Below are 23,236 nucleotides of genomic sequence, written 5' to 3' on the forward strand. Positions count from 1 at the left end.
CACACGTGCACCTGTCTGACCTGCGCGGACGCTCTGTGGCGATCTGGGGCACTGGCCGTGAGGGGATGGCTGCGGCCATCGCCGTCGCCGCGCACGGTCCGGCGGCCCTGGTGGCGGTGGACGACCGCGAGGACTTCCTGTCGCTGCCCTGGGTGGGCGCTGTCGCCGAGGCGGCGCCGCTGGTCAGCGGTAAGGCTGGGCTGGAGCGCCTGCTCGCTGCGGACGTGGTGGTCCGCTCGCCGGGAGTGCCGCAGACCCACCCCTGGATGCCACAGCTGCGTGAGCGCGGCGTGCTGATCACTCAGGGTACGGCCCTGTGGATGGCCGACCATGCCGAACGCACCATCGGGGTGACCGGCAGTAAGGGAAAGAGCACCACCTCCAGCCTGATCAGCCACCTGCTCACCGCCGTCGACCGGTCGAACGTGTTCGGTGGCAACATCGGCGTACCGACACTCGAACTGCCCGAGGCGGAGCTGTATGTGCTGGAACTCTCCAGCTACCAGTGCAGCGATCTGACCGAATCACCCCGAGTCGCCGTGGTCACCGCGCTCTTCCCGGAGCACCTCGACGCCCATGGCAGCGAGCAGCAGTACTACCGGGACAAGCTCAACCTGATCGCTTATGGTCCACGTACCGTCGTGGTGAACGGCAGCGACCCCCGGCTGGACGTGGAACTGGGCGACCGCGCGGCGGTACGCGCCGGCACGGGCGATTCAGTGAACGTGGCGGTCGGGCCGGACGGCGAACCCTGGTTCCACCTGGTCGATCAGCCGCTGTTTCCGCGTGCGGTGCTGTCGTTGGTGGGCCGGCACAACGAGGGCAACCTCTGCGTGGCGCTGGCGGTGCTCGGCGCGATCGGCGTGGACGTGGTCGCGCGCAAGGACACCCTGGCGATCGCGGTCGCCGAGTTCCAGGGCCTGGCTCACCGACTCACCGAGATCGCCGACCCGTCGGGCATCACGTTCGTCGACGACACCCTCGCGACCAGCCCGTACGCGGCCATGTACGCCATCGACGCCTACGACGGCAGACCGCTCACGGTGATCCTCGGTGGCAATGACCGGGGAGTGGACTACGGCCCGCTGCGCGATCACCTTGCCGAACGAGAGATCACTGTCATCGGCATCCCGGACAGCGGTCCTCGAATCGTCGCGACCCTGGCCGATCTACCAGGTGTAAATAGCGAGATCGCCGAGGGTCTGACGGCCGCGGTCCGGCAGGCCCGCAAGCTCACGCCACCCGGCGGGGTGGTACTTCTGTCACCGGCCGCCCCCAGCTACGGTCGCTACCGCAACTATCAACACCGGTCTGAGGCGTTTCGCGAGGCCATCAAGGAAACCGCTGGCAGCGCCTCGTAGAGAGCGCGCATCGATCGCACGGCGGACCTCAACTCCTGAAGTACGGCCGATGTCGGATACGCGTGCCGCAGCTGCGGGTCGGCCAACGCCTGTGGCTCCAGCCCCACGGTGTCGACGCCGCAGCCGTAGCGCAGCGAGAGGGTGCGGACTGCGTCGCAGTGCTGGAACGGCACGTGCAGATCGGTGGTCACCAGCAGCACCTGATCCTCGGGTCCGGGACGTCCTACCTGCTCGGCCCAGAAGCGCAGGGTGTCCGCGGTGTTCGCGCGGCGGATCGCCGGCTCGCTGGACGGGGCAGCCAGCACGTGGACGAGTCGGCACCCGGTCTGGTATGTGCGTTTCCGCCAGCCGCCGGACCCGGCGCCCGGCACCAGATCGTCGACGACTGGCCGGTCGAGCCGCAACGCACGCCGCAGCCCGGCGTCCATGCCGTCGAACTCGATCTCGATGCAGGGTAGGCCCAGACTGCGGGCGTGGCCGCGTTCCTGATCGGTGACCGGTCGTAGACTGCCGAGTCCCGCGACCTGATCGGCCTCAAGGCCGCCGGTGATCAGGGTGACGGCGAAAGCCGACCGGGCGACACAGGTCCGCACGCCACCACCGGCTACCAGCACGTGCCGGTAGTGAATGTGCCGAGGGCGGTGCCGACCGCGCAAACCCAGCGACATGGCCGCTCGATCGACCAGGTCACGGATGCTCCGGTCGTAGTCGATCTGCCGGGACTCGTGACGCTCGCCGCCGTCTCGGCTGTCCCAGACCCTTGAGAAGCTGTCGAGCCAGTCCAACCGGTCACCGAGCTTACCCTTTGGCATCGCCCCGCCGAACGTCGAGACGAGGGTGCGCAGGGCAGCAGCGCCGGTCCAGCCGTCGATCGCCTCGATCAGCCTCGCCGGATCAGCGGGGGAACGAGTGCCGGGCAGTTCGACGGCCGGGAAGCCGGTCACGCTGGCGCGGTCGTCGGCGCCGTCGCCTGCTGCGCCGCCGTGACCAGCCAGCGCATCGACCGGATGCCCGAGCGGATCTCCTGTAGGTACTTCCCCGGAGTCACCGGTTGGTGCAGAGTCGGCTCGTGGGACCAGTCGGCTTCCACTCCCACGGTGTCCACGTCGACTCCGAAGGGGACACCGAGGGTCCGGATCGCGTCGGCGTGCTGGAACGGTACGTAGATCGCCGAGGTGACCACCAGAACGCGATCCTCTGCGGTTAGTTGCAATCGCTGCGCCCAGTACCGCTGGGTGTCGCCGGTGTTGGCCCGCCGTGCCGGGTCGCTGGAGGGTGCGGCGAGCACCCGCACGGTCGGCGTGTCGTCGCGCTGGTATGTGCGTACCCGCCAGGAGAGGTTCTGATTGCTCCCGTCCAGGACGGACTCGTCATCGATCGGCGACCGAAGACCGAGGTATCGCTGCACACCGGCGTCCATTGCGTCCATCTCGGTCGCACCGCCGGCCGCCCCGTGTGCTGCGAGCAGTGCCTGCTCCTCCGTGGCGAGGGGCCGGAAGCTGCCCAGGGCCGCCACCTCCGGACGGCCGACGAATCCACCGTTGATCAGGGCGGCGGCGTAGGAAGTCCGTTGCAGACAGGCACGCGCCATGCCGCCGAGCACGATCAGGTGGGTGTACTGCTCGTGCAGCGGCTTGGTGGCCTCGACCAGACCGAGCGCCACCGCAGCCGACAACACCAACGCCCTTGTGTCACCATCCAATTCGGGCTCGGGTGCCGCCGGACGTTCGGCGCCGGCCCGGAAGTTCCAACAGCCGGCGGAGAAGTCATCGAGCCATTTCAGCAGCACTCCGGTAGCCGTCAGATCATCCGAAGTCGCGGGAAACGCGCCGCCGAAGGCGTCGACCAGATCGCGCATGGGCGCAGAGGTGGCCCAGTGATGTACGTCCGCGACGATCGTCTGCGGCGACGGTTGCGATGGGCACCTCGGCAGCATCACCGGCTCGTATGCGACCACGACGTTCCTCTCGCAGTTTCAGCGACGGCGTGGCATCGATACTAGGGCCGTCAAGTATTGATCGACAGGCGACGCCCCGATACGACAGTCACACCGAAAAGGTCGGTAAGATCCGCCAGGCGGATGGTGCCCGCGGCCGAGTGGCGTCCGTCGTCGTCCATCGTGGCAAGGATCGAGAGGGCGAAGGATGCACATCGCTCTCGCCAGCGCGCCGGGCTCGGACCGACCCAACGAGGATCACGTCGTGGCCACTGCGGATTTCGTGATCGTTCTTGACGGCGTCACGCAGTTGCCCGGGCTGGACACCGGCTGTGTGCATGACCCCGTGTGGTTGGTACGGGCGCTCGGTTGTTTCCTGACCGAGGCCTTGACAGACAACCAGAGCAGCGGCCTGGACGGCATCCTGGCAGCGGCGATCGACCGGTTGCGTCACCACCACGGCGGCCGGTGCGACCTGACGAACCCGCACAGTCCGTCGTCGACGGTCGCCATGGTGCGCGATCGGGGAGACCGGGTGGATTACCTCGTGTTGTGCGACTCGTCGGTGGTCTACGAGAACGCAGAAGGCATCACCGCCGTGCATGACGACCGCACGGATCATCTGCCAGCCTACGATCGGCACGCCGTCGCGCAGCTGCGCAACCGGCCGGGCGGTTTCTGGGTGGCATCGACCGATCCGGCGGCGGCAGCCGAGGCGGTGACCGGCAGTGTCCGCCGGGCGGGTCTACGCCGGATGTTGCTGTGCACCGATGGTGCCTCGCGGCTCACCGAGTTCTTTCGACTCGGCTGGGCCGATGTCTTCGAGCTGGCCGAGCGGTCCGGACCTCGCGCCATCATCGACACCGTGCGCGCGTACGAGATGAGCCATCCCGAACTGCTCGTCAAGCCGGGTCGCCGTCCGCTCAAGCGGCACGACGACGCGACCCTTGCCCTCCTGAGCTACTGAGCCATCCGGAGACTCGCCTTCGGCTCAAGACGCGATGAATCCTCTGACCGGAGTCCGACAGTCCGGTTGCACGAGGACGGTGACGCGGCTTGACTACTGTGAGTCGACTTCCTTCCAGGAAGACCACAATCACAAGTCACCCCGCACATCGATCGCTAGCATGAACTGTCGTTATCGCAGCGGTGTCGGGCCGGGCTCGACGGGACGTGCCGTGATCGAGGACATTGGCAACCGGGTTTCCCTGGAGGACGGGTATCGCCTGGCAGCCGTCGACGCATTGAGGTTGCTGGACCGGATAATGGCGGCGACGGACACGGGCGCTGACGAAGAGAGTCGGCATGGTTGCGCCCTGGCGCTCGGGACCGCACTCCTTGCAGTGGTGCAGGAATACCTTGAGCGGACCTCCAACGATCACGATGTCGAGCTGTTTCTTGAGGTGAACGGTCGCCAGCCGGAGGAGATGGTGGCCTGGTCGGTGAACATCCTGGCCGGCCTCCGACTGCGAAGGATCCCGACGGTTGAGTACCGCTCGATCTGCGACAGCGCGGTCGAGGTCGCTGCGCGTCGCCTGCACTCGTCGTCCTGAGCCCCGCGCGTGGGGAGACGCAGCCGACCGCCCGGCGACCGAACAGTAGGCTGAGCGGCGTGACCATCACGTTCGCCGACCTCACGACTATGCGGGTGGGCGGGCCCGTCGGCCGCCTGCTCGTGCCCGAATCCATGTCGCAACTGGTCGATGCGCTGCACGAGTCGGCCGGGTCGGATGTTCCGCTGTTGGTGATGGGTGGCGGATCCAACCTCGTGGTCGGCGATATCGGCTGGCACGGCACGGTGATCAAGGTCGGCTCCTCGGAGCTCGACGTCGACGGCGAGCGGGTGACTGCCGCCGCCGGAGTCGATTGGGACCACGTCGTGCGGGTGAGTCTTGACCAGGGGCTTGCCGGTCTTGAGGCGCTGTCCGGCATTCCCGGCGCAGCCGGCGGCACGCCCGTGCAGAACGTCGGCGCGTTCGGCACGGTGACCTCGGACGTCCTCGAATCACTGTTGGTGTTCGATCGCACGACTGGCGACCTGGAGCGGTGGCCGGCGGACCGCTGCGGGTTCGGCTCACACCGGCAGTCGGTGTTCAAACGTAGTGATCGCTGGGTGGTGGTGGAGGTGACGTTCCGGCTGCGCCGCAGCGAGCAGTCGCGAGCCATCGAGTACGCCGATCTGGCCAACCGACTGGGCATCGAGGTCGGTGGCACCGCGGCCCCCGCGGACGTCCGACAGGCGGTGCTCGAACTGCGACGTAGCCGGGGCATGGTGCTCGATCCACGGGACCATGACACATGGAGCGTCGGTTCGTTCTTCGTCAACCCGGTCTTGGCCGACGTACCGGAACGCGCGGCCGAATGTCCGCGCTACTTCGACGTCAAGGGTACGAAGCTGCCGGCGGCGTGGTTGATCGAGCGGTCCGGCTTCCCGCGTGGCTACGGCCGTGAGTGGGGCAACGGCACCGTGTCGCTGTCCACCCGCCATGCGCTCTCGGTGACCAATCGCGGCGGAGCCACCGCTTCTGACGTGATGAAGTTCGCGGCGCACATCCGGGACGGGGTGGAGGCTCGCTTCGGCATTCGGCTCGGCCCCGAATGTGATCTCGTCAACTGCTCTTTCTGATCATGAAGTCCCCCGGGAATCCGGCGGCGTCACTGACATTCGTGAGGCGTACGAATTAAACTCGTCGGCCGAACGTCCATAATGGGCGCTACCCGTGTCGCGGGCAGGCTGCCCTAACGATAGGCGAAGTATTCCAACGGCCGACTTATCCCACGGGGCCGCCTCGCCTACCATCCATGTCGATGGCTGACATTGGCGATGTTGAAGCTGTTCAGATCCTCGACGAGGCGGTACAGACGCTCGAGTTCGTCCGGAAGAAAGGCAAGCTGCCGCTCGTCGAATGGGAAGCGGTCGACGACGCGGTAAAGCGCATGGGGGAAGCCCTGGACCGTGCGGACCTCGGAGGCGTGCGCAGCGCCCGAGAGCACATCGATCTGCGGTTCTTCCGGCATGGCGCAAGGTCCGAGCTGAAACCGCCGGACGAGTCGGTGCCGATGCCTCCCCCGATGCGGACGAGCAGCGACAACCTGACTGGGCGGATCAGGCTCGTTAGGCAGCGAATTCCGCACGACACGGGCGAGCTACAGCGATGAGGGTGCGTCGTCAGGCGTTGCATGTGTACAACTATCTGGACACTGGGCCGCATCGCGACGTACTCGCCTCGCTTGTTGCCGCATGCCGCACACTCGGCATCGCCAACCTGTCCGAAGTGGCAGAGGCCCGCCCCAGCCGCCAGTCGGCGCGTAGGTTGTTCTCCTCACCCACCCCAGGTCTGATCTTCGAGGCTCTTGAGTACGTCACCGCGCGTGTCGCAGCGTTTCTCGTCTGCCTTGCGGCGGACGACGACAGCGGCACCTGGCGCGAGTTCGACCGCGACTGGCGCAACGCCCTCGGTCGGCCGCAGGACAGCGGATACTCCGGTCGGGTCCGGCTCTTCTACGGTTTGTACGACGGCGACGGCGACCCAGATCGACTTGCCGGGATTGTCGCGGCGGCACTGCCCGACGGGCTCGGCTCGCTTCAGGCTGCGCCGACCGTCCTTTTCGAAGGCTGTTATCTCTGGGAGGTCGGCGGCGCCGCGGAGCCGCATCGGCTGGAGCGGGTGATGGTACTCCTTGCGCCGGCCGACCGTGAGTGCGACAGCGACCGGTTGGTCTGGCCGCACGGACACTCCGTCCTGCGTCCGTTGCCCGCCTACCTGTGGGAGATGGCCAACGTGCGGCACCAGGCACGACGACTGGCCGAGCGGCGCATGGTGTACCAGCCCGAGGCATTGCTCGAACGCGCCGGACGGTTCGAGCGTGCGGAGGTGAAGCATCCACGGGGGGCGGCAGTGCGGGAGGCGATGCTGTCGACGCTTCGGCGCGAGGTGGCGCTTGTCGCCGCCCATGAGGCGGTGCTGCGTACGATGCATCGCACCGTGGAGGCGGCGACCGCCAACGCTAGGGTCTGGCTGGAAGCCGGGTGGGTGAAGCCGGTCTCACCTGACGTGGGTGGCGACGTGGTGGCCCCGCATGTGTCTGACCCGGTCGGTCAGGATCTGCGGTACGCGAAATGGCTGCTGGTAGAAATTCTGGACGAGGCGGATACCGTTCGAGACGCGGTGAGCTACGCCGAGCCGATGGCTCGGATCGGCACAGCCGAGATCGAGCAACGGCTGCGCGAGCAGGGCGAACGCGCGGAGTTCCGCTCCGTGCTGCAGACCTCGGTCATCGCGGCGATCGGGTTGCTGCTCGCCGCCGCGCAGACCTTCGACTACTCCATCCCGATGTACGCATCGCTGAAGATGCCCTCCGTGGTCACCATCGCCTGTGTCGCGTTGCTCATCCCGCTCGCCGTCGCCTTGCGATCGAGACCTGAATCCAGATGGCGCTGGCTGTGGGCCGGGCTTGCGGGCATCTCGGTCGCGTCCGCCCTTGTCTGGCTCGCGACGACCGCGCTGATCCGCTGGCGCACCGGGCATCCGGCGACAGTGCAGCTGAGCAGGACTGCCGTAGCGATCACCGCTGCGGCCGTGTCGGTGGGGTTCATCGCGATGAGGCGAGCCACGCGCTCGCGCCATACATCCTGGTGAACCGAACAATCCCCGGTCCGATCGATGTGGAGACCTGTTGACCATGATGAGCGCTGAGCGGCTGCGGACACTGTGTCACGCCCTGCGCGCGGGCGAGATCGATTGTGACGACGACCTGGTGAGGAGCATCGAAGCCGACGTCGAGGAGTATGGACGGGAGGAACGGACGCAACTGCCTCCTCGCCATCTCGCGGCGCGGCTGCCGCTGATGGGCTGGTTGATCTACGAGGCGACCTGGAGCGCTCTCACCCAGATCAGCGACGGCCGTCGAGAGGACGACGCCGAGGTGCTGGCCGCGATCAAGGCAAGGTACGAGCTCATCGCCAGGACCAAGAACGCGGCGCTGATGCTGCCCTGGCCGGAACATGCTTCCAGGGCCCTCGGTGCCCTGCGCGCCCAGGCGTTGGCGGAGTCCAAGCGTGATACCGAAGATGGTTACCTGCGGGCGCAGATGGAGCACCAGCAAGCCCGTAACCGGCACGGCGAGTACATGACGTACCCCCGTCGCTCACCCGATGCCGTGGACCGGACTGAGTTTTCGTTGGCACTGGACGAGATCCTGCTGCAACTCAACCTCGCCGAGGCAGGTACGGCTTGTCGAGTAGCCGAGCGGGTGATCGGCCACTGGGCGGAGGAGTACGGGTCGGCCGACCAGACCGAGTACGCGCAGCGGATGTTCGACCAGCTGACGAACGGGGTGGACGTCGGTGAGCAGGCACTGGCCGCTGCTGACCGGATCGCCAACGGGCCTGGATTCGCCGACGAGGTGTCCGAGACCCGCCTCGCGCTACCCACCAGTTTCATCAATCCGGGCATCATGACGGCCCGTGCGGTGCTGCTGATGCTGGCGCTTTCCGCGAACATGGACGAACTCGGTCGGCTGCCGCTCGCAAACGACGAGAGCTGGGACGACACCCGCCGCCGGTTGTGTGAGCGCTTCAAAAATGCCTACGACTACGTCGAGCGTCCGATCGTCAACTCCAAGGGCGAACGGATCGAGCCTCGGGACACCCTCAAGCTCGCGATCGTCCAGACCCGACTCAGCGCGGCGCTGCTCATGCCCGGTCTGCGGCTGCCCAGCTCGTGGACGTTCGCGCCCTTTCTCGCTCACGAGCTGCTCGACGACGAGGCGGTCGAGGCGATGTGTGCCTGGATGACCGAGCGGGTGACCGATGCCCGTGGTCGTCGCAAGCAGCGGAGCGTGCACCGGGGTATCGGTAGCGCCGTCATGCCGAGCTTCATCGACAGCGTCGAGGCCTGCCGGGTGGCGATGGGCGGCAGCGCCGGCTTTCGCGACTGGCGGGCCCGTTGGTACGTGCTCGACGCGTACGCGCACGAGAATGGACGGGCTGAGCGGGTGTCCGCGGTACTTGGTATTCCACTGACCCGGCAGCGACCTATCTGACGTAGGCGTTGAAGAGGGCCCAGGACAGTTCGTGCTCGCGGGCACGGTTCAGTTGGGCCCTTCGCAGTGCGTGGTCCAACCGTACCCCGCCGCCACGGATGATCTGGACCAGATGCCGGGACATCCGTCCCGCAGGCACGTCCGGCACCTTGTCGATCGCTGCCACGACGCACTGGCTGCCGCCGGTGAGCACCGCCATCACGAATCCCACCGGCTCGGCCTCTGCCACATTTACCACACGCCCGATGTGGCAGGAGGCCATGAGCGTCGACTCCGGCCAGCGCAGCGCGAGCGCCTGCGCGGCCGAGAGCTGCCCAGCGGCCTCAGCCGGCAGGGCGAGGTACTGATCAAGACCGGTGCCGTCGCCATGGGCGGCGATGTGCACGAATCGCCATCCCTCCTCGGGGTCCAACAGCTCGTCGCTGAGCCGGGTACGGGTCGTGGGTAGCGGCGGCTCACCGTCCAGCGCACAACGGCTGAGCGGAATCGGACCGTCCGTCACCGGGAGGTTCCATGCCTGGCGTTCGCCTTCGACCCACAGATCGTTCTCGGCGATCAGTTGGACGAGCGCCGGGCCGGACACGGCCGGCGGGTGCGGCCTCGACACGCAGGTCAACGCCGGAGTATGGGTCAGTACGGCGCGATGTACCAGCCGAGTGCCAGCTTCGTCGACCTTGAGGGCGGCCCAGGGCAGGAGGCTCAGCTCCTGGTGTGCGGAGATCAGCAGTTCCAGCGGGTTCTCCTCAGTGGCGGACTCTCGCAGTCGATGAAGCAGTTCGTCGGGCAGGATCTCGACCGCCAGGGCGTGCCAGTTCGGCTGGGCGTCGTCGTGGTGAAGACGGTCCTTGAATGGCTGCTGCCCTCCCCTCCCGGCGAAGTACGCGTCGAAGTGATCGCCAGGAACGAAGTTGTCGAACAGCACATCGCCGGTGGGAGTGATAAGCGTTCGGAACCAGTTGGTCCCCTCGGCCAGGCTGTCCGGCAGCCCGGCGAGGTCCAGCGCGTGTCGAGCACCGAGGGCCCGCAGCAGGTCGCTGACGTCCGTGGCGGTCGGCACGATCATGTCGGCCAACATCGGGTTGATTCTTCGCTGAATCGTGTCACGCAACACCGCGAGCGTACGGTCCTGCTGCTGACGGTGGTCGCGCAACACGTCCTGGCTGCTCTCCGGTGCCACCGTGAGGCGTTCGGCGGCCAGTGCCTGGGTGACCAGACCACGGATCCGGGGCGGCAACAGTGGCTCGGCGGCGCGCAGGTGGCTGGCGAATCCGGTCTGCTTGGCCGAGAGGCAGACCCGCAGACCGAGCTGGGCGGCCATGGTGCTGTCGCGCAGCTGTGCCGCCAACAGGGCGAGATCCCCATAGACCCGCCGGATGGCACGCGACAGGGGCGTCCGGGCACGGGCGATCACCCCCCATCGCTCACGAATCTGCTCGGCGACGTCGAGCGCCTGCTGGGCGAGGGTGACCGCCCGTTCCGACCGGGAGAACGCGGCGGCCAGCGTCTCGGCGAGTGTCAGGGTCAACGACAACTCGTACGTGAGGTGACGAGTGTCGGGAACGCGGTGGCGGACCAGATGTTCCAGTGCCACCTCCATCCGCTGGATGGCGCGGTCCCATTCGCCGACGGACTGCTCGGCGAGCGCGAGGACGAACCCGTACCGATGTCGGGTGGAGTATGCGGCGGCCTCGGTGGCCTCCCAGTAGGCCTCTCCTGACTCGCCGAGGGCCTTGAACACCTGGCGGGGCCGACCCATCGCCAACAGGCAGGCACCGGTCTCGAACTGGACATCCGCGATCCGTGGCTCGGCACCACTGGCCTTGTAGAACGGCGGATCAAGGCGTGCCTCGCGGAGCGCCTCGGTGTGTCGGCCCCCCACCCGCAAACTCCTCACCAACCGATAGGTGGTGGTGACCTCGGAGAGCCGGTCGAGCGCCGGTTTTCCCGTGCCGAGCGGCCGCAGTTGCGCGAGCGCCGCCCGATACAGCTCCTCGACGTCGTGCTGGTCGGGTAACTCGGTGCCCATGAAGGCACAGAAGCCCAGGATGTCGGCGGCATTGCGCAGTGCGATGCTGCGGTTGGACCAGTCCAGGTCGGCACGTGTCTCGTCTGAACCGCTGGCGGCCTGTTTCAGGTAGGCCTGGACAGCGTGTTGGAACATGGCCCGCTCGCTGCCGACCGCCACCGCCAACTTGTCCCGGTTGCGGAACGCGACCATCGCGTCCTCAGCGTGCTGCGCCAGGGTCAGCATCGTGTCGCGGGCGAGCGAACGGGATGTCACGGTCATGGGGCGATACTCTCCAGTTCGCTGGCTGGCGGTGGCGCGGACAGCGCGGTCCACATGTGGTACAGGCCAGTAATGCGGTAAGTGTGCGCAACGCAGCAGGGTCGTGGGCGGCTACCAGGTGCACGTAGCGAAGGCTTTCCACCAGGGCCGGCGCCACGGGGGTGAAGTTCGGCTCGGCGGTGTCCGGGCAGGCCCAGATCACGCGGTGGGCCAATCGGGCCAGCCGCGCGATCTGTGCCACCAGTGGGGCAGGCCCGGCCGGCTCCCAGCCGTCGGAGAAGAGGACGAGGTTTGCCGCGCGTACCATCCGGTGTTCGCCCCACGTCTGGGTGAACGTGGTGACCGCAGCGCCGAGTCTGGTTCCGGCGTCCCAGTCGGCGCGTCGATCGGCCAGCGCGTCCATAGCCGCCTGCGGATCAGGCCGTCGCAGCAGGGCGGTGATCCGGTCGAGTCGGGTGCCTACCGTGAAGACCTCGGTCGTGGCCGGCGCGGCGGTCACGGCCGCGTAGGCGAACCGCAGTAGGAGACTGCGGTGATCCTCCATCGACTTGCTGACGTCGATCAGCAGCACCAGACGACGACGCTGGCGCGCGGGGCGCCGGTAGGAGAGACGAAGCGGCTCGCAGCCGTGGCGCATCATTGTCCGGGCGACTCTCGGGACGTCGAGCGACCCGCGGCCACCGGGTACCCGTCGGCTCGTTCTACGCTGGGAGTACGCCCTGGTCAAGTCGGCGATGAAGCCGGACGTCTCGGCGATGTCGGTGGGGCTCAACGACAAGCGTGGCGGCATCCGCAACTGCTCGACGAAGCCGGCGCTGCCTGGCATCGGTGAATCTGCGGCATCATCGGCCGCTACGGTGTCAACTGCTGATGCACCGGCTCGGTCGGCGTCGCGCCGTAGCGGTGCGACGCCGACGGTGGGCGGTGTCAGACCGAACCAGGCCCGGTACGCCGTGTCGAACGTCGGTACGTCCTCACGCCGAGAGCACAGGGTCAGTCGGGTGGACCAGTAAAGGTCATCGCTGCCGAGAACGCCGTACGAGGCCAGCGCCCGCAGCGTGGCGGCTACCCGCCCGAGGTCGACGGCGAGGCCGTCCGCGCGTAGCCGGCGGGCGAAGCCGACCAGCTCGCCAACCGCGTCGTCGCGGATCCTCATGTCCGGCCTGACTTGAGGATGCCGCGTACGGTCTCCTGGTCTTCGTGGTGTTTGACAAGGACGCCGAGCGCCTCGTCTGCCGCGTCTGCCACGGTCTGCCGTCCGAGGCTTACCGCAGCGCGAGCGAAACCGATCGACTCCGCCACACCGGGTGGTCGGACCAGCGGCAACGTCCGCAACCGGTTCATCGCCACCGCTATCTGCTCAGCGAGCGGAGTTCCGGCCACCTCTGGAACGTTGCGTCGAATTATCTCTGCCTCGCGCTGTTCATCGGGGTGGTCTATCCAGTGGTAGAGACACCGCCGCTTGAGGGCGCCGTGCACCTCCCGGGTGCCGTTCGAGGTGAGTACCACGAAGGGCGGCTCGTCGATCTGGATCGTCCCGTAATCAGGAATGCTCAGCGTCTTGCCCTCCAAGACCTCAAGCAGGAATGCCTCGAACTCGTCGTCCGCCCGGTCGATCTCGTCAATGAGCAGCACGGACGGTCGCTCTTCGACCGCGCGCAGAATCGGCCGTGCGATCAGGAAGTCGCGGTGGTAGATCGAACGGCCGTCATGCCCGGCGCGCACGTGCAGCAGTTGTCGAGCGAAGTCCCACTCGTATAGAGCCTGCGAGCGATCGATGCCGGCATAGCACTGTAGCCGGATCAGGTGCGCACCCAGAACCTCGCTGACTTTCTGCGCCAGCATCGTCTTTCCCACTCCGGGAGCGCCTTCCAGAAACAACGGCATGGCAAGCTGATCGGCGAGATAGACCGCTGCCGCGAGGCCGGGGTCTGTCAGATAGTGTTGCGACGCCAGGATTGCTGCGACCCGTTCCGGGCTAGCGAAGAGCGCATTCGGCATCGTTCGAGATTCCCGTAGGGCGGTAATCTGTGTCGATCGTATGAGTAGCCAGTAACGCGTGATGATCGAGATCTGTGAGTGCTACGAACAGTTCGGTGTGCGGTAGTCAACCCCTGATGAGGCGGCCTGGCGAGAAATGGGTCGGAAAGCCGACAGTAATTGCAGCTGCCTCCGGCGCTGGATGCGAGCAGTGCGTATCCGGGGCAAGGTGGTCACCAGCCGCTGGCTGGACCCGCGCCACGGCGGGGTCAATCTCGGCTGCCCCACCCGGACCTGAGCAGGCGCAGCGTGCCCGCGCCGGCCAGGTAGGCCACCAGCGCCTCCACCGGCCACCCGAGCGGCTCCGGCGCGGTCTTGGCCGCCGCGCCGTTGGCCGCCAGGGCGTAGACGACGGCGGCGAATGCGGCGACGGTGAAAGCGGCGCGGGCGCCCGCCCACCTCGCCGGCGCCCGCAGGTGCCGGGGACGACCCGTTGACGCCTCGATCGGACCGAAGATGGCGACCAGGACGGCCAGCACCACCGCCAGCATCAACACCCACGGCAGCCGCCAGGCCAGCCAGGCCGCCGTGCCGGCTTCCGGCGTGGGCAACAGGCCGAGCCCGTGCAGCGCGCCGACGAGCAGTACGGCAGCGCTCAGGTGCCACAGGAAGACCGTCAGCACGACCGAGTTGACCGCGATCACCGCCTGCCACGGGCGGTCGCGGTGCAGCCACCGTTCCGCCCGCTGCCGTAGCAGCAGGATCAGCCCGAGTTGCGCGGTGGCGACCGCGAGCAGCGCCACGCTGGGTGGGGCGGCGTTGGCCAGCCGCTGACCGGGCAGGTTGATCATGCTGATCGGGTACGGACCGGGGCCGGTGAGCAGGACCGCCACGCCGAGACCGCCGAGCAGCATCACAACCGCGGCCCGGCGGGACATCGGCAGGCACCGGGTGCGTGGGCCGCTCTGGCGGCAGTGTCCCTGGCGGGCGTCGTACCAGGCGAAACCGAGCTGGTGGACGGCGAGCCAGCCGAGCAGGTAGCTGGGCAGGGCCAGGCCGGCCGGCCCGAGCGCCCGGCCGGCGTCGCCGGCGGCGACCAGCAGCACCAGCGCCAGCGGCACCAGCAGCCCGAGGCGGCGGTGCAGCGCGTACATGACCGGGGTCAGCGGCACCACGGCCAGGTAGGCGGCGAGGAACCACAGTGGGATGGTGGCGAACCAGACGACCGGGCGAACCTCGTCCGGCTGGGCGCCGCCGAGCCGGGCCACCAGCGCGCCACCGGCGAGTACCAGGACCAGGGCGCTGGTCGGGCGCAGCAGGCGGGCGCTGCGGCCGAGCAGCCATCCGATCGCGTCGCCGCCACGGCTCTGGTGGGCGGCCAGCGAGGCGGCGTTGGCGTACCCGCCGACCAGGAAGAACACCGGCATGACCTGGACCGCCCAGGTCAGCGGATAGGCCCAGGGCATCGTGGTCAGGGCCGAGTGCCCGTCGGGTCGGCCGCTCTCGTCGTACTCGACCGCGGATATCGCCCAGTGGCCGAGGACCACCAGGATGATCGCCACCGCGCGGAGCAGGTCGAGGTAGCGCTCCCGGTCCGGCGGCGTATGGGCGGCGAGGCGGGCCAGGCGGCGCATCCTTCGAGCGTAGGCCAGTCCCGGCAGCGGCCGGGGTGGTTGTGGCGCCGGCCCGGGGCGCACCCGCGTCATCTCCTGGACCGGCTCACGTTCATGCTGGTCGCGGCATCGGCGCGGGGCGGCGGGCGGGCTCGGTGACGGGCTGTGCGCCAGGTAACAGTTTGAAAACTTCGCCCATGGTCTTGACATGGAGGGGCCTTCAGTAAGAACTTTTACCACTAACAGTTAACAGTCTTTTCCGAAAGGCATCCCATGGTTGATCACGAGTCGGACACCTCCGCGGGCACCGCGGTGGCCGACGCCGACGAGATCGATCGACGGGGTGCCCTCGGTGTCGTCCCCGACGGGATCGACCGGCGCGCTGCCCTCGTCACCTCCGACGGGACACTGGCTCGGGTCCGCACCGGTGCCGCCGAACTGACCGGCGCGCTGCGCCGGGTCGCCGAGCACGTGCTCAGCGACCCGGAGGCGGCGGCCCGGGCCACCATCGTCGAATTGGCCGAACGCAGCGGCACGTCGCCGGCCACGGTCACCCGGTTCTGTCGGGCGATGGGCTTCGACGGCTACGCCGACCTGCGACTGGGCATCGCCGCCGAGACCGGCCGGGCCCGCTCGGCCGGCTGGACCGTCGACATCGGCCGCGAGATCCAACCCGGTGACCCGCTGGAGCGGGTGCTGGAGCAGATCATGGCCGCCGACACCCGGGCCATGCACGACACCGCCGCGCTGCTCGACCTGAGCGAGGTGGAGCGGGCCGCCGTCGCCATCGCCGGCGCCGAACGGGTGAACATCTTCGGCGCCAGCGGCAGCGCACTCGTCGGCGAGGAGATGCAGTTCAGCCTGCACCGCATCGGCGTGGCCGCGTGGGCGTGGAACGACGTGCACTCCGGGCTGGCCGCCGCCGCGTTGCTGCGCCCCGGTGACGTCGCGTTGGGCATCTCGCACAGCGGCCAGACCCGCGAGGCCATCGAGATGCTCGCCGAGGGTGGCAGCCGGGGCGCGACCACCATCGCGCTCACCGGGTTCCGCCGGTCGCCGCTGGCCGAGCTGGCCGACATCGTGCTGCTCACCGCCAGCCAGGCCACCACGTTCCGGCCGGACGCGCTGTCGGCCCGGCACCCGCAACTGGTCGTGCTCGACCTGCTCTACATCGCCGTCGCCCAACGTACTCACGACCGCGCCCACGCGGCCTTCCGGCGTACCGCCCAGGCCGTCGACGGGCACAAGGCCGCGAGGGAGGCCACCGCATGATCAGCGCCCAGGGGTACGCCGAGGCGGTCCGGCCGGTCCTCGACCGGCTGGTCGAGCGGGGGTCCGAGGCGCTGGGTCGGGCCGCCGACCTGATCGCCACCAGCCTGCGCGCCGGTGGGGTGCTGCAGGCGTTCGGCGCGGGGCACTCGGAGGTCTTCGCCGCCGAACTCGTCGCCCGGGCCGGTGGGCTGGTACCCACCAACCGGATCTCCCTGCACGACCTGGTGCTGCACGGCGACGCCGCACGCCAGGTGCTCGCCGACCCCAAGCTGGAGCGCGACCCGGCCGTCGCACATCAGCTCTACGCGCTCGCCGCACCTCAGCCGCAGGACGTGTTCGTGGTGGCGTCCCAGTCCGGCATCAACGGTTCGGTGGTCGAACTGGCCCTGCTGGCCACCGGACGCGGTCACCCGTTGATCGCGGTCACCTCGGTCGAGCACACCGGACGGGTGGCCCCGCGGCACCCCTCCGGCCGCCGGCTCGTCGATCTCGCCGACGTCGTGCTGGACAACGGCGCGCCGTACGGCGACGCACTGCTGCCGCTCGAGGGCGGCGGCGCGGTCTGTGCGGTCTCCTCGGTCACCTCGGCGCTGCTGGCGCAGCTGCTGACCGCGGAGGTCGTACGACGGTTCCACCAGGCCGGAGAGGTACCCCCTATCTACCTCTCCGCCAACGTCCCCGGTGGGGACGAGCACAACCTCGCCCTCGAGTCGCGGTACGCCGGGCGTCTCCGGCGCACCGCCTGACCCGACATCACAAGGAGAGTCACACGATGTCCGTTACCCCCGATCTCGACCGCCGGACCCTGCTGCGCCGCGCGGCGGCCGCGGGCCTCCTGGTGACCCCGGCCGCCGGTCTGCTCAGCGCCTGCGCCGGCAGCACGCCGAGCCAGAACGACGACAGCGCCGGGGAGAAGAGCAACGACAACCCGTTCGGCGTGCAGGACGGCAGCGCCGTCAAGGTGGTCATCTTCAACGGTGGGTTGGGTGACGCCTGGGCCAAGGAGGACCAGGCGATCTTCAACGCCAAGTACCCGAACGTCACCGTGAACATGAGCTCCACCCAGAAGATCAAGACCGAAGAGCAGCCGAAGATGGCGACGCAGCCCAGCGACGTCGTGATGAACTCCGGCGCCGACATGATGGACATCAGCACCCTGGTCAACGAGGGGGCCATCGAGCCGCTGGACGACCTGCTCGCCGCGCCCGCCTGGGACAGCGAGGGCACCGTGGCCGACACGCTGCTGCCGGGCACCGTCGGCGACGGCACCTACCAGGGCAAGTTCTTCGTGGTGAACGTGGCCTACACGGTCTGGGGCAACTGGTACAACTCGGTGCTGTTCGACAAGGAGGGCTGGACCCCGCCGAAGACCTTCGACGAGTTCTTCGCCCTCGCCCCGAAGATCAAGGCCAAGGGCATGGCACCGTACGTGTACGACGCCGTGCACGGCTACTACCCGCGCTGGGCGCTGATGGCGACGGTCTGGAAGTCCGCCGGCAAGCAGGCCGTCATCGACATCGACAACCTCAAGGAGAACGCCTGGCGGGCCGAGGGCGTCCTGCCGGCGCTCGAGGCGTGGGAGAAGCTGGTCAAGGACAAGCTGCTGCTGCCCGGCAAGCTCGACCACACCCAGTCGCAGCAGGCCTGGCTCGACGGCAAGGCCGCGTTCATCCAGGTCGGTACCTGGCTGAAGAACGAGATGGCGGCGACCATCCCGCCGGGCTTCGAGATGAAGATCTCCGACTACTGGGGCCTGGGCGCCACCGACAAGGCGCCCAACGACGTCTACGCCGGTGCCGGCGAGGGCATCGTCGTCCCGGCCAAGGCGCCGAACAAGGCCGCCGCCAAGGAGTTCCTGCGCGCGGTGCTCTCCAAGGCCGGTTCGGCGAAGTTCGCCGAGCTGACCAAGTCGCTGGCCTCCACCAAGGGCTCCGGCGACAACGTCCAGGACGCCGCCCTGGCCAGTGCCAACGAGCTGATGAAGAACGCCAGCTCGGACCTGATCTCGATCAAGCTCTGGAACTTCTACGCCGACCTGGACAAGGAGAGCCAGAACCTGTCCGCCGAGCTGATGGCCGGCCGGCTGACCGCCGCGCAGTTCGTCGACAAGATGCAGGCCGCCGCCGACAAGGTCGCCAAGGACTCGTCGATCACCAAGCAGACCCGCGACGCCTGATCCGAACGGAAAGAGTGAGTCCCATGCGGCACGGTGTTGCGCGTTTCGTCACGGGTTTCCTGGCCCTGCCGGTCGGGCTGTACCTCTTCTACGTGGTGTGGCCCTTCCTGCAGGCCGCCGGGTACTCGCTGACCGACTGGGGAGGTTACTCCGACAGGCAGCAGTTCGTCGGGCTGGACAACTACCTCCGGCTCTTCTCCGACGAGCTGATCAGGAAGGCGTTCTGGCACAACGTGTTCTTCCTGATCACCGTGCCGCTGTTCACCATCGCGCTGGCCCTGTTCCTCGCGTTCCTGCTCAACGTGGGCGGACGCGAGGACAAGGCCGGCATCCGGGGAGTGTTCGGCTCCGGGCTCTACAAGGTGATCTTCTTCTTCCCGCAGGTGCTGTCCCTGGTCGTCATCGCGGTGATGTGGCAGCAGATCTACCGCGCCGACGGCCAGGGCCTCATCAACGGCATGCTGATGAAGATCGGGCTGGTCAGCGAGGACGAGCCGATCACCTTCATGTACGACCCGGAGCCCTTCCTCGGCGTACCCGCGGTGCTGTGGTGGCTGCTGCTGATCGCGGTCTGGAGCGGCGCCGGCTTCTACATGGTGCTCTTCTCCGCGGCCATGCAGTCCATCCCGAAGGACGTCTACGAGGCGGCCATCCTCGACGGCGCCGGCCGGTTCCACACCTTCTTCCGGATCACCCTGCCGCTGCTGCGGGACACCGTCTCGGTGGCGTGGGTCTACCTGGGCTTCATCGCCCTGGACATGTACGCCCTGGTGTTCGTCATGACGCCCAGCCAGGGGGGCCCGAACCATGCCAGTGAGATCTTCGCGTCGGTGCTGAACTTCACCGCCTTCCAGAAGGGCCAGTTCGGCTACGCCTGTGCGATGGGCGTGACACTGGCGATCTTCACGATCCTGCTGGCCGCTCTCCAGCTGAGGATCACCCGTCGTGAGCGGATCGAGTACTGAGGAGACCTGGACGATGAGCACGGTGACCCACACCCCGGGTGGCCTGGCCGGCCCCGACCAGACTCCACCACCCGGCCGTACGCCGGAACCGCGCGCCGCCGTCGGCGGCGGCCGCGCCGGGGCCCGGTTCTTCAACGGCTTCTCGCACCTGTTCCTCGCCGTCTGGGCGATCATGGTGGTCTACCCGCTGCTGTGGGTGGTGATGTCGGCGCTCAAGACCGACCCGGAGGTCATCCGCAAGCCGCTGTCGCTGATCCCCGAGCGGTTGCAGTGGGGCAACTTCGCCCGGGCCTGGACCGAGGGGCACATCGGCTCGTTCTTCCTCAACACCGTCCTGGTGCTGACCGGCAGCGTCTTCCTCACCATGCTGCTCGGCTCGATGGCCGCCTACGTGCTCGCCCGCTACGAGTTCCGGGGCAACCGGCTGATCTACTACATGTTCCTGTCCGGGCTGACCCTGCCGATCTACCTGGCCGCGGTGCCGCTGTTCAAGGGCGTCTACAACACCGGCGTGGTGCTGCCGTTCCTCGGGCCGAACAGCCACTTCATGCTGATCCTGGTCTACGTGGCCTGGTCGCTGTCGTTCACCGTCTTCTTCATGCACTCGTTCTTCCGTACCCTGCCGAACGCGATCGCCGAGGCGGGCATGGTCGACGGTGCCTCGCACAGCCGGTTGTTCTTCAGCGTGATGCTGCCGATGGCCAAGCCGGGCCTGATCAGCATCGGCATCTTCAACGTCCTCGGCCAGTGGAATCAGTGGTACCTGCCGACCCTGCTCATGCAGTCGGTGGCCGGGGAGCCGAAGAACCAGGTCATCTCCCAGGGCCTGATCGAGCTGTCGGTCAACCAGGGCTACCGTTCCGACTGGTCCGGCCTGTTCGCCGGGGTCACCATGGCGATGCTGCCGGTGCTCATCGTCTACATCGTCTTCCAACGCCAGGTGCAGTCCGGCCTCACCGCCGGCGTCAGCAAGTAACCGCAGGAGGTGCTCGGTCCGGGACACGACGGCCTTCACGCGAGGCCGACCGATCCCGGACCGAGCGCGGTCATGGCAGAGCGCGTCGCGCGGGACGTCCCCTGACGGCGCCGGTCCGCCGTCCGGCCCGGCCCAGCACCAGGGTGGTACGCAGGTTGAGCGTCACGGCGCCACCGAACTCGTCGACCAGTCGGCCGAGCGCGGCCAGCCCGCGTTGCTGCTGCTCCGGCGACCGGGTCAGGAACGGTCCGAAGGTCCGTACCAGGTCGAGGTAGCGTTCCTTGGCCAGCGGCAGTTCGTGACCGAAGACCTCCTTGCGGACGTCGAGAAACTGCCCGTGGTCGACGACGTCCTGATGGAACCAGTCCGCCGGCCGTTCCCGTACGGTCGGGTCGATCCCGTGCAGCGCGGCCCGGACCGCCGCCCGTTGATCGGGTTCGGCGTAGTCGTAGCGGTGCCCGAAGATCGCCAAGGTGCCGCCGGGCGCGAGTGCCTGGCGAGCGCGCGTGTTGCGGGTGGCCGGGTCCAGCCAGTGCCAGGCCATGGCGCAGGCCAGCACGTCGACCCCGCCGGCGGGCGGCGTCCACTGTTCGAAGATGTCGCCGTGGATGCGAACGTGCGGATGCCGGGTGGCCAGCAGTGTCGCCATTCGTGGGTCGGGTTCGAGGCAGATCAGGGGTGCGCCGACGCGGGCGAGCACGTCGGTCCCTTTGCCGGTGCCGGCACCGATCTCGACAACCGACGTCGGCGTGCCGCCGTGGTAGGCGACGATCTGGTCGGCGATCTCGGGCGGATAGCCCGGCCGGACGCTCTGGTACAGCTCGGCTGTCGACCCGAACACGTCCACCACCTCACTCCCTCCGGTCATGACGTCGCCTCCGCCTCGCGTAGCGAGTCGACCGCGGCCTGGCTGCCCTCGCTCAGGTCCATGCCCAACGCCTGGAGCATCACCACCAACGCGCCGAGCGCGAGGGTGCCCCGCAGCTCCTGCGGCCCGGCGCTGGACAACCGCCCGGCGTGCTGCAGAACCCGGCCGACCAGGGCCCGGCAGTGCGCCGCGACCACCTCGTCGGAGCGGGCCGCAGCGCAGGCCTGCAACCATAGGCCGGTCACGACGCCGTCCGCGATGAGCGTCCGGAAGCCGGCGCGCATCGCCGGCAACGGCTCGGCCGGATGCACGCCGGCCTCCTGCTGGAGCACCTGCCCGATCCGGGCCTCCAACTCGTCCAGACAGGCCAGGAACAGGTTGCGCTTACTGCCGAAGAGCCGGAAGACGTACGGCTGTGACACGCCCATCCGGTCGGCCACCTTCTGTATCGACGCTGTTGTCAGCCCGTGGTCGGCGAAGACCCGCATGCCGATGTCGATCGCGTCCGCACGCCGTCGTCGGGCCGTGCTCCGTTGTTCCACCACAGCCGGAGCCTGACACTAGTAACCACTTACAAACAAGACCGCACCCTCCGCCCTCGGATCCGTGAGCTGGTCGGCCCGGACAGCAGCAGCCGTAGCGAACCGCGCACCACGTCGGCGGAGGCGGGGGCGGCGCTGGTGTGCCGGGCGATGGGTTGTGTCGCACTGTCGGTGTCGGCCTCGTGGGCGCCAGTGACATCGCGTCACCTGTCTGGCTGCGGGAATGTCATGGTCAGGTGGTGACATCGCGGCCCTGTCCGGTGCGAGCGGCGCGCGCTGCAATGGATGAAATGCCCAGTACCCGGCTGACCCCCGCGCGGTCCCGACCAGCGGTCGACAGCTCCCGACCCTTCGGCGCCCACCTGCGGATGAACTGGTGGAAGCCGCTCCTGGTCATCGTCGTGCCGCCGCTGGTGATGCTGGTCCTGCAGGTTCTGCTCTATCTGGTGGTCGGTGTCGTCGAGGGTAGCGACGATCCGATGGCACCCACCTTCACTCCGCTGAAGTTCCTGGCTGTCAACATCAGCGTGGGCGTGGCGGGCGTGCTGGCGATCCTGCTCCTGGCGTGGACCGCCAGGGTGCCATGGCGCAGCCTGATCAGCTTCCCGCGAACGTTCGACGCAGGCCGCCTGGTGCGGTACCTGCTCGGCGCGGCGCTGCTGGTGGGCGCCGGGATCGGTGTGGTGGCGCTTGTCGCACCCGACGCGCCGGGCTGGACCGGCTTCGGCGTCACGGGCACGACGATCGCCATGCTGGTGATCGTTCTGCTGAGCACCCCGATCCAGGCCACCGGCGAGGAGTTGATGTTCCGAAGCGCCGTGCTGCCCGCCGCCGCGTCCTGGGTGCGTAAGGTCCGGCCGGCCCTGGCCCTCGGGCTGGTGATCTCCAGCCTGGGCTTCGCCGTGGTTCACGGGTCGACCGACCCCTGGCTGTTCGGCTACTACGCCGCGTTCGGCGTCTCCACCGGGCTGATGGCGATCATCAGCCGCGGCATCGAGGCCCCGGTTGCGTTCCACGTCGCCAACAACGTCCTGTTCACGACCGTCAACACGGTGATGGCCGGCGGTGAGGGCTTCGCGATCGACAGGTCCACCGACACCGGCGACGCGTCCCTGCTGATCCTCGCCGTCGTCAACATCGCCATGGTGCTGCTCGTGTGGCTGCGCGAGCGGTGCACTCGGACCGGCGAATAGCGTCGGAGGTGTCCACGATCCC

21 protein-coding genes are annotated in these 23,236 nt (G+C 68.2%); 13 read left to right on the forward strand and 8 right to left on the reverse strand.

Features of this window, described 5'->3' with window-relative positions:
* The first annotated feature begins 5 nt into the window (after positions 1 to 5).
* Positions 6 to 1,361, forward strand: a complete 1,356-nt coding sequence (murD, locus tag O3597_RS06730; protein ID WP_281603536.1) for a UDP-N-acetylmuramoyl-L-alanine--D-glutamate ligase — start codon at positions 6 to 8, stop codon at positions 1,359 to 1,361.
* Here the strand turns inward: murD and O3597_RS06735 are convergent.
* Both O3597_RS06735 and O3597_RS06740 read right to left on the reverse strand, forming a co-directional pair.
* Positions 1,301 to 2,305 carry a hypothetical protein gene (locus O3597_RS06735; RefSeq protein WP_281603537.1) on the reverse strand — a complete coding sequence of 335 codons (1,005 nt, stop codon included), beginning with the start codon at positions 2,303 to 2,305 and terminating at the stop codon, positions 1,301 to 1,303. The two genes, murD and O3597_RS06735, sit on opposite strands and share 61 nt — an antisense overlap.
* Positions 2,302 to 3,219 carry a hypothetical protein gene (locus O3597_RS06740; RefSeq protein ID WP_235944859.1) on the reverse strand — a complete coding sequence of 306 codons (918 nt, stop codon included), beginning with the start codon at positions 3,217 to 3,219 and terminating at the stop codon, positions 2,302 to 2,304. Before O3597_RS06740 ends, O3597_RS06735 begins: the two co-directional genes overlap by 4 nt.
* A 343-nt stretch (positions 3,220 to 3,562) precedes the next feature.
* On the opposite strand from O3597_RS06740, the gene O3597_RS06745 reads away from it, so the two are divergent.
* From O3597_RS06745 to O3597_RS06770, 6 genes are all read left to right on the forward strand, one after another.
* Complete coding sequence (locus O3597_RS06745; RefSeq protein ID WP_164448211.1) at positions 3,563 to 4,264, forward strand: protein phosphatase 2C domain-containing protein; 702 nt, start codon at positions 3,563 to 3,565, stop codon at positions 4,262 to 4,264.
* A gap of 211 nt (positions 4,265 to 4,475) precedes the next feature.
* Positions 4,476 to 4,850 (forward strand): hypothetical protein, encoded by a 375-nt coding sequence (locus tag O3597_RS06750; protein ID WP_164448210.1) that lies wholly within the window; start codon positions 4,476 to 4,478, stop codon positions 4,848 to 4,850.
* Positions 4,851 to 4,909: 59 nt separating this feature from the next.
* Complete coding sequence (locus tag O3597_RS06755) at positions 4,910 to 5,923, forward strand: UDP-N-acetylmuramate dehydrogenase (RefSeq protein WP_281603538.1); 1,014 nt, start codon at positions 4,910 to 4,912, stop codon at positions 5,921 to 5,923.
* Positions 5,924 to 6,105: 182 nt separating this feature from the next.
* On the forward strand, positions 6,106 to 6,456 hold the full coding sequence (locus tag O3597_RS06760) for a CATRA system-associated protein (RefSeq protein WP_164448208.1): 351 nt from the start codon (positions 6,106 to 6,108) through the stop codon (positions 6,454 to 6,456).
* 2 nt (positions 6,457 to 6,458) lie between these two features.
* On the forward strand, positions 6,459 to 7,937 hold the full coding sequence (locus O3597_RS06765; RefSeq protein ID WP_281603539.1) for a CATRA conflict system CASPASE/TPR repeat-associated protein: 1,479 nt from the start codon (positions 6,459 to 6,461) through the stop codon (positions 7,935 to 7,937).
* Positions 7,938 to 8,055: 118 nt separating this feature from the next.
* A complete protein-coding gene (locus O3597_RS06770; RefSeq protein WP_281603540.1) occupies positions 8,056 to 9,342 on the forward strand; it encodes a hypothetical protein in 1,287 nt (428 codons plus the stop codon).
* Here the strand turns inward: O3597_RS06770 and O3597_RS06775 are convergent.
* The 4 genes from O3597_RS06775 to O3597_RS06790 form a co-directional block, all read right to left on the reverse strand.
* On the reverse strand, positions 9,335 to 11,629 hold the full coding sequence (locus O3597_RS06775) for a CHAT domain-containing protein (RefSeq protein WP_281603541.1): 2,295 nt from the start codon (positions 11,627 to 11,629) through the stop codon (positions 9,335 to 9,337). The two genes, O3597_RS06770 and O3597_RS06775, sit on opposite strands and share 8 nt — an antisense overlap.
* Positions 11,568 to 12,785 (reverse strand): VWA domain-containing protein, encoded by a 1,218-nt coding sequence (locus tag O3597_RS06780; protein ID WP_281603542.1) that lies wholly within the window; start codon positions 12,783 to 12,785, stop codon positions 11,568 to 11,570. Before O3597_RS06780 ends, O3597_RS06775 begins: the two co-directional genes overlap by 62 nt.
* A complete protein-coding gene (locus O3597_RS06785) occupies positions 12,782 to 13,630 on the reverse strand; it encodes a MoxR family ATPase (protein ID WP_164448203.1) in 849 nt (282 codons plus the stop codon). The genes O3597_RS06780 and O3597_RS06785 overlap by 4 nt, the downstream gene beginning before the upstream one ends.
* Positions 13,631 to 13,878: 248 nt before the next feature.
* Positions 13,879 to 15,243 carry an acyltransferase gene (locus tag O3597_RS06790; protein ID WP_281603543.1) on the reverse strand — a complete coding sequence of 455 codons (1,365 nt, stop codon included), beginning with the start codon at positions 15,241 to 15,243 and terminating at the stop codon, positions 13,879 to 13,881.
* 252 nt (positions 15,244 to 15,495) lie between these two features.
* Here O3597_RS06790 and O3597_RS06795 point away from each other — a divergent pair, with 252 nt between their 5' ends.
* From O3597_RS06795 to O3597_RS06815, 5 genes are read left to right on the forward strand one after another with little or no spacing between them, the layout of a single operon-like run.
* A complete protein-coding gene (locus O3597_RS06795) occupies positions 15,496 to 16,494 on the forward strand; it encodes a MurR/RpiR family transcriptional regulator (protein ID WP_164448202.1) in 999 nt (332 codons plus the stop codon).
* Positions 16,491 to 17,240, forward strand: coding sequence for an SIS domain-containing protein (locus O3597_RS06800; protein WP_164448201.1), 750 nt, complete (start codon positions 16,491 to 16,493; stop codon positions 17,238 to 17,240). The genes O3597_RS06795 and O3597_RS06800 overlap by 4 nt, the downstream gene beginning before the upstream one ends.
* 26 nt (positions 17,241 to 17,266) lie before the next feature.
* Positions 17,267 to 18,670: an N-acetylglucosamine/diacetylchitobiose ABC transporter substrate-binding protein gene (gene ngcE, locus O3597_RS06805; protein WP_164448200.1), complete on the forward strand. Its 1,404-nt coding sequence runs from the start codon at positions 17,267 to 17,269 to the stop codon at positions 18,668 to 18,670.
* 23 nt (positions 18,671 to 18,693) lie between these two features.
* Positions 18,694 to 19,635: a sugar ABC transporter permease gene (locus O3597_RS06810; RefSeq protein WP_281603544.1), complete on the forward strand. Its 942-nt coding sequence runs from the start codon at positions 18,694 to 18,696 to the stop codon at positions 19,633 to 19,635.
* A gap of 13 nt (positions 19,636 to 19,648) precedes the next feature.
* Positions 19,649 to 20,611 (forward strand): carbohydrate ABC transporter permease, encoded by a 963-nt coding sequence (locus O3597_RS06815; protein ID WP_281603545.1) that lies wholly within the window; start codon positions 19,649 to 19,651, stop codon positions 20,609 to 20,611.
* Between the two features lie 70 nt (positions 20,612 to 20,681).
* On the opposite strand, the gene O3597_RS06820 is transcribed toward O3597_RS06815, so the two are convergent.
* Both O3597_RS06820 and O3597_RS06825 read right to left on the reverse strand, forming a co-directional pair.
* Positions 20,682 to 21,479: a methyltransferase domain-containing protein gene (locus tag O3597_RS06820; protein WP_281603546.1), complete on the reverse strand. Its 798-nt coding sequence runs from the start codon at positions 21,477 to 21,479 to the stop codon at positions 20,682 to 20,684.
* Positions 21,476 to 22,024, reverse strand: coding sequence for a TetR/AcrR family transcriptional regulator (locus tag O3597_RS06825; protein ID WP_216592201.1), 549 nt, complete (start codon positions 22,022 to 22,024; stop codon positions 21,476 to 21,478). The genes O3597_RS06820 and O3597_RS06825 overlap by 4 nt, the downstream gene beginning before the upstream one ends.
* A 137-nt stretch (positions 22,025 to 22,161) precedes the next feature.
* Between O3597_RS06825 and O3597_RS06830 the strand changes: the two genes are divergently transcribed.
* Complete coding sequence (locus O3597_RS06830) at positions 22,162 to 23,214, forward strand: CPBP family intramembrane glutamic endopeptidase (protein WP_281603547.1); 1,053 nt, start codon at positions 22,162 to 22,164, stop codon at positions 23,212 to 23,214.
* The last annotated feature ends 22 nt before the right edge of the window (positions 23,215 to 23,236 follow it).

Origin of the sequence: Verrucosispora sp. WMMA2044, assembly GCF_027497155.1 — a bacterium.
In the GTDB taxonomy this organism is placed as follows: Bacteria; Actinomycetota; Actinomycetes; order Mycobacteriales; family Micromonosporaceae; genus Micromonospora; species Micromonospora palythoicola.

Coding starts and splice junctions, on each gene's coding strand:
- O3597_RS06740 (WP_235944859.1), bottom strand. CDS start 3,219: ATGCGCGATCTGGTCGACGCCTTCGGCGGCGCGTTTCCCGCGACTTCG.
- O3597_RS06760 (WP_164448208.1), top strand. CDS start 6,106: ATGGCTGACATTGGCGATGTTGAAGCTGTTCAGATCCTCGACGAGGCG.
- O3597_RS06775 (WP_281603541.1), bottom strand. CDS start 11,629: ATGACCGTGACATCCCGTTCGCTCGCCCGCGACACGATGCTGACCCTG.
- O3597_RS06780 (WP_281603542.1), bottom strand. CDS start 12,785: ATGAGGATCCGCGACGACGCGGTTGGCGAGCTGGTCGGCTTCGCCCGC.
- O3597_RS06785 (WP_164448203.1), bottom strand. CDS start 13,630: ATGCCGAATGCGCTCTTCGCTAGCCCGGAACGGGTCGCAGCAATCCTG.
- O3597_RS06790 (WP_281603543.1), bottom strand. CDS start 15,243: ATGCGCCGCCTGGCCCGCCTCGCCGCCCATACGCCGCCGGACCGGGAG.
- O3597_RS06795 (WP_164448202.1), top strand. CDS start 15,496: ATGGTTGATCACGAGTCGGACACCTCCGCGGGCACCGCGGTGGCCGAC.
- O3597_RS06800 (WP_164448201.1), top strand. CDS start 16,491: ATGATCAGCGCCCAGGGGTACGCCGAGGCGGTCCGGCCGGTCCTCGAC.
- ngcE (WP_164448200.1), top strand. CDS start 17,267: ATGTCCGTTACCCCCGATCTCGACCGCCGGACCCTGCTGCGCCGCGCG.
- O3597_RS06810 (WP_281603544.1), top strand. CDS start 18,694: ATGCGGCACGGTGTTGCGCGTTTCGTCACGGGTTTCCTGGCCCTGCCG.
- O3597_RS06815 (WP_281603545.1), top strand. CDS start 19,649: ATGAGCACGGTGACCCACACCCCGGGTGGCCTGGCCGGCCCCGACCAG.
- O3597_RS06820 (WP_281603546.1), bottom strand. CDS start 21,479: ATGACCGGAGGGAGTGAGGTGGTGGACGTGTTCGGGTCGACAGCCGAG.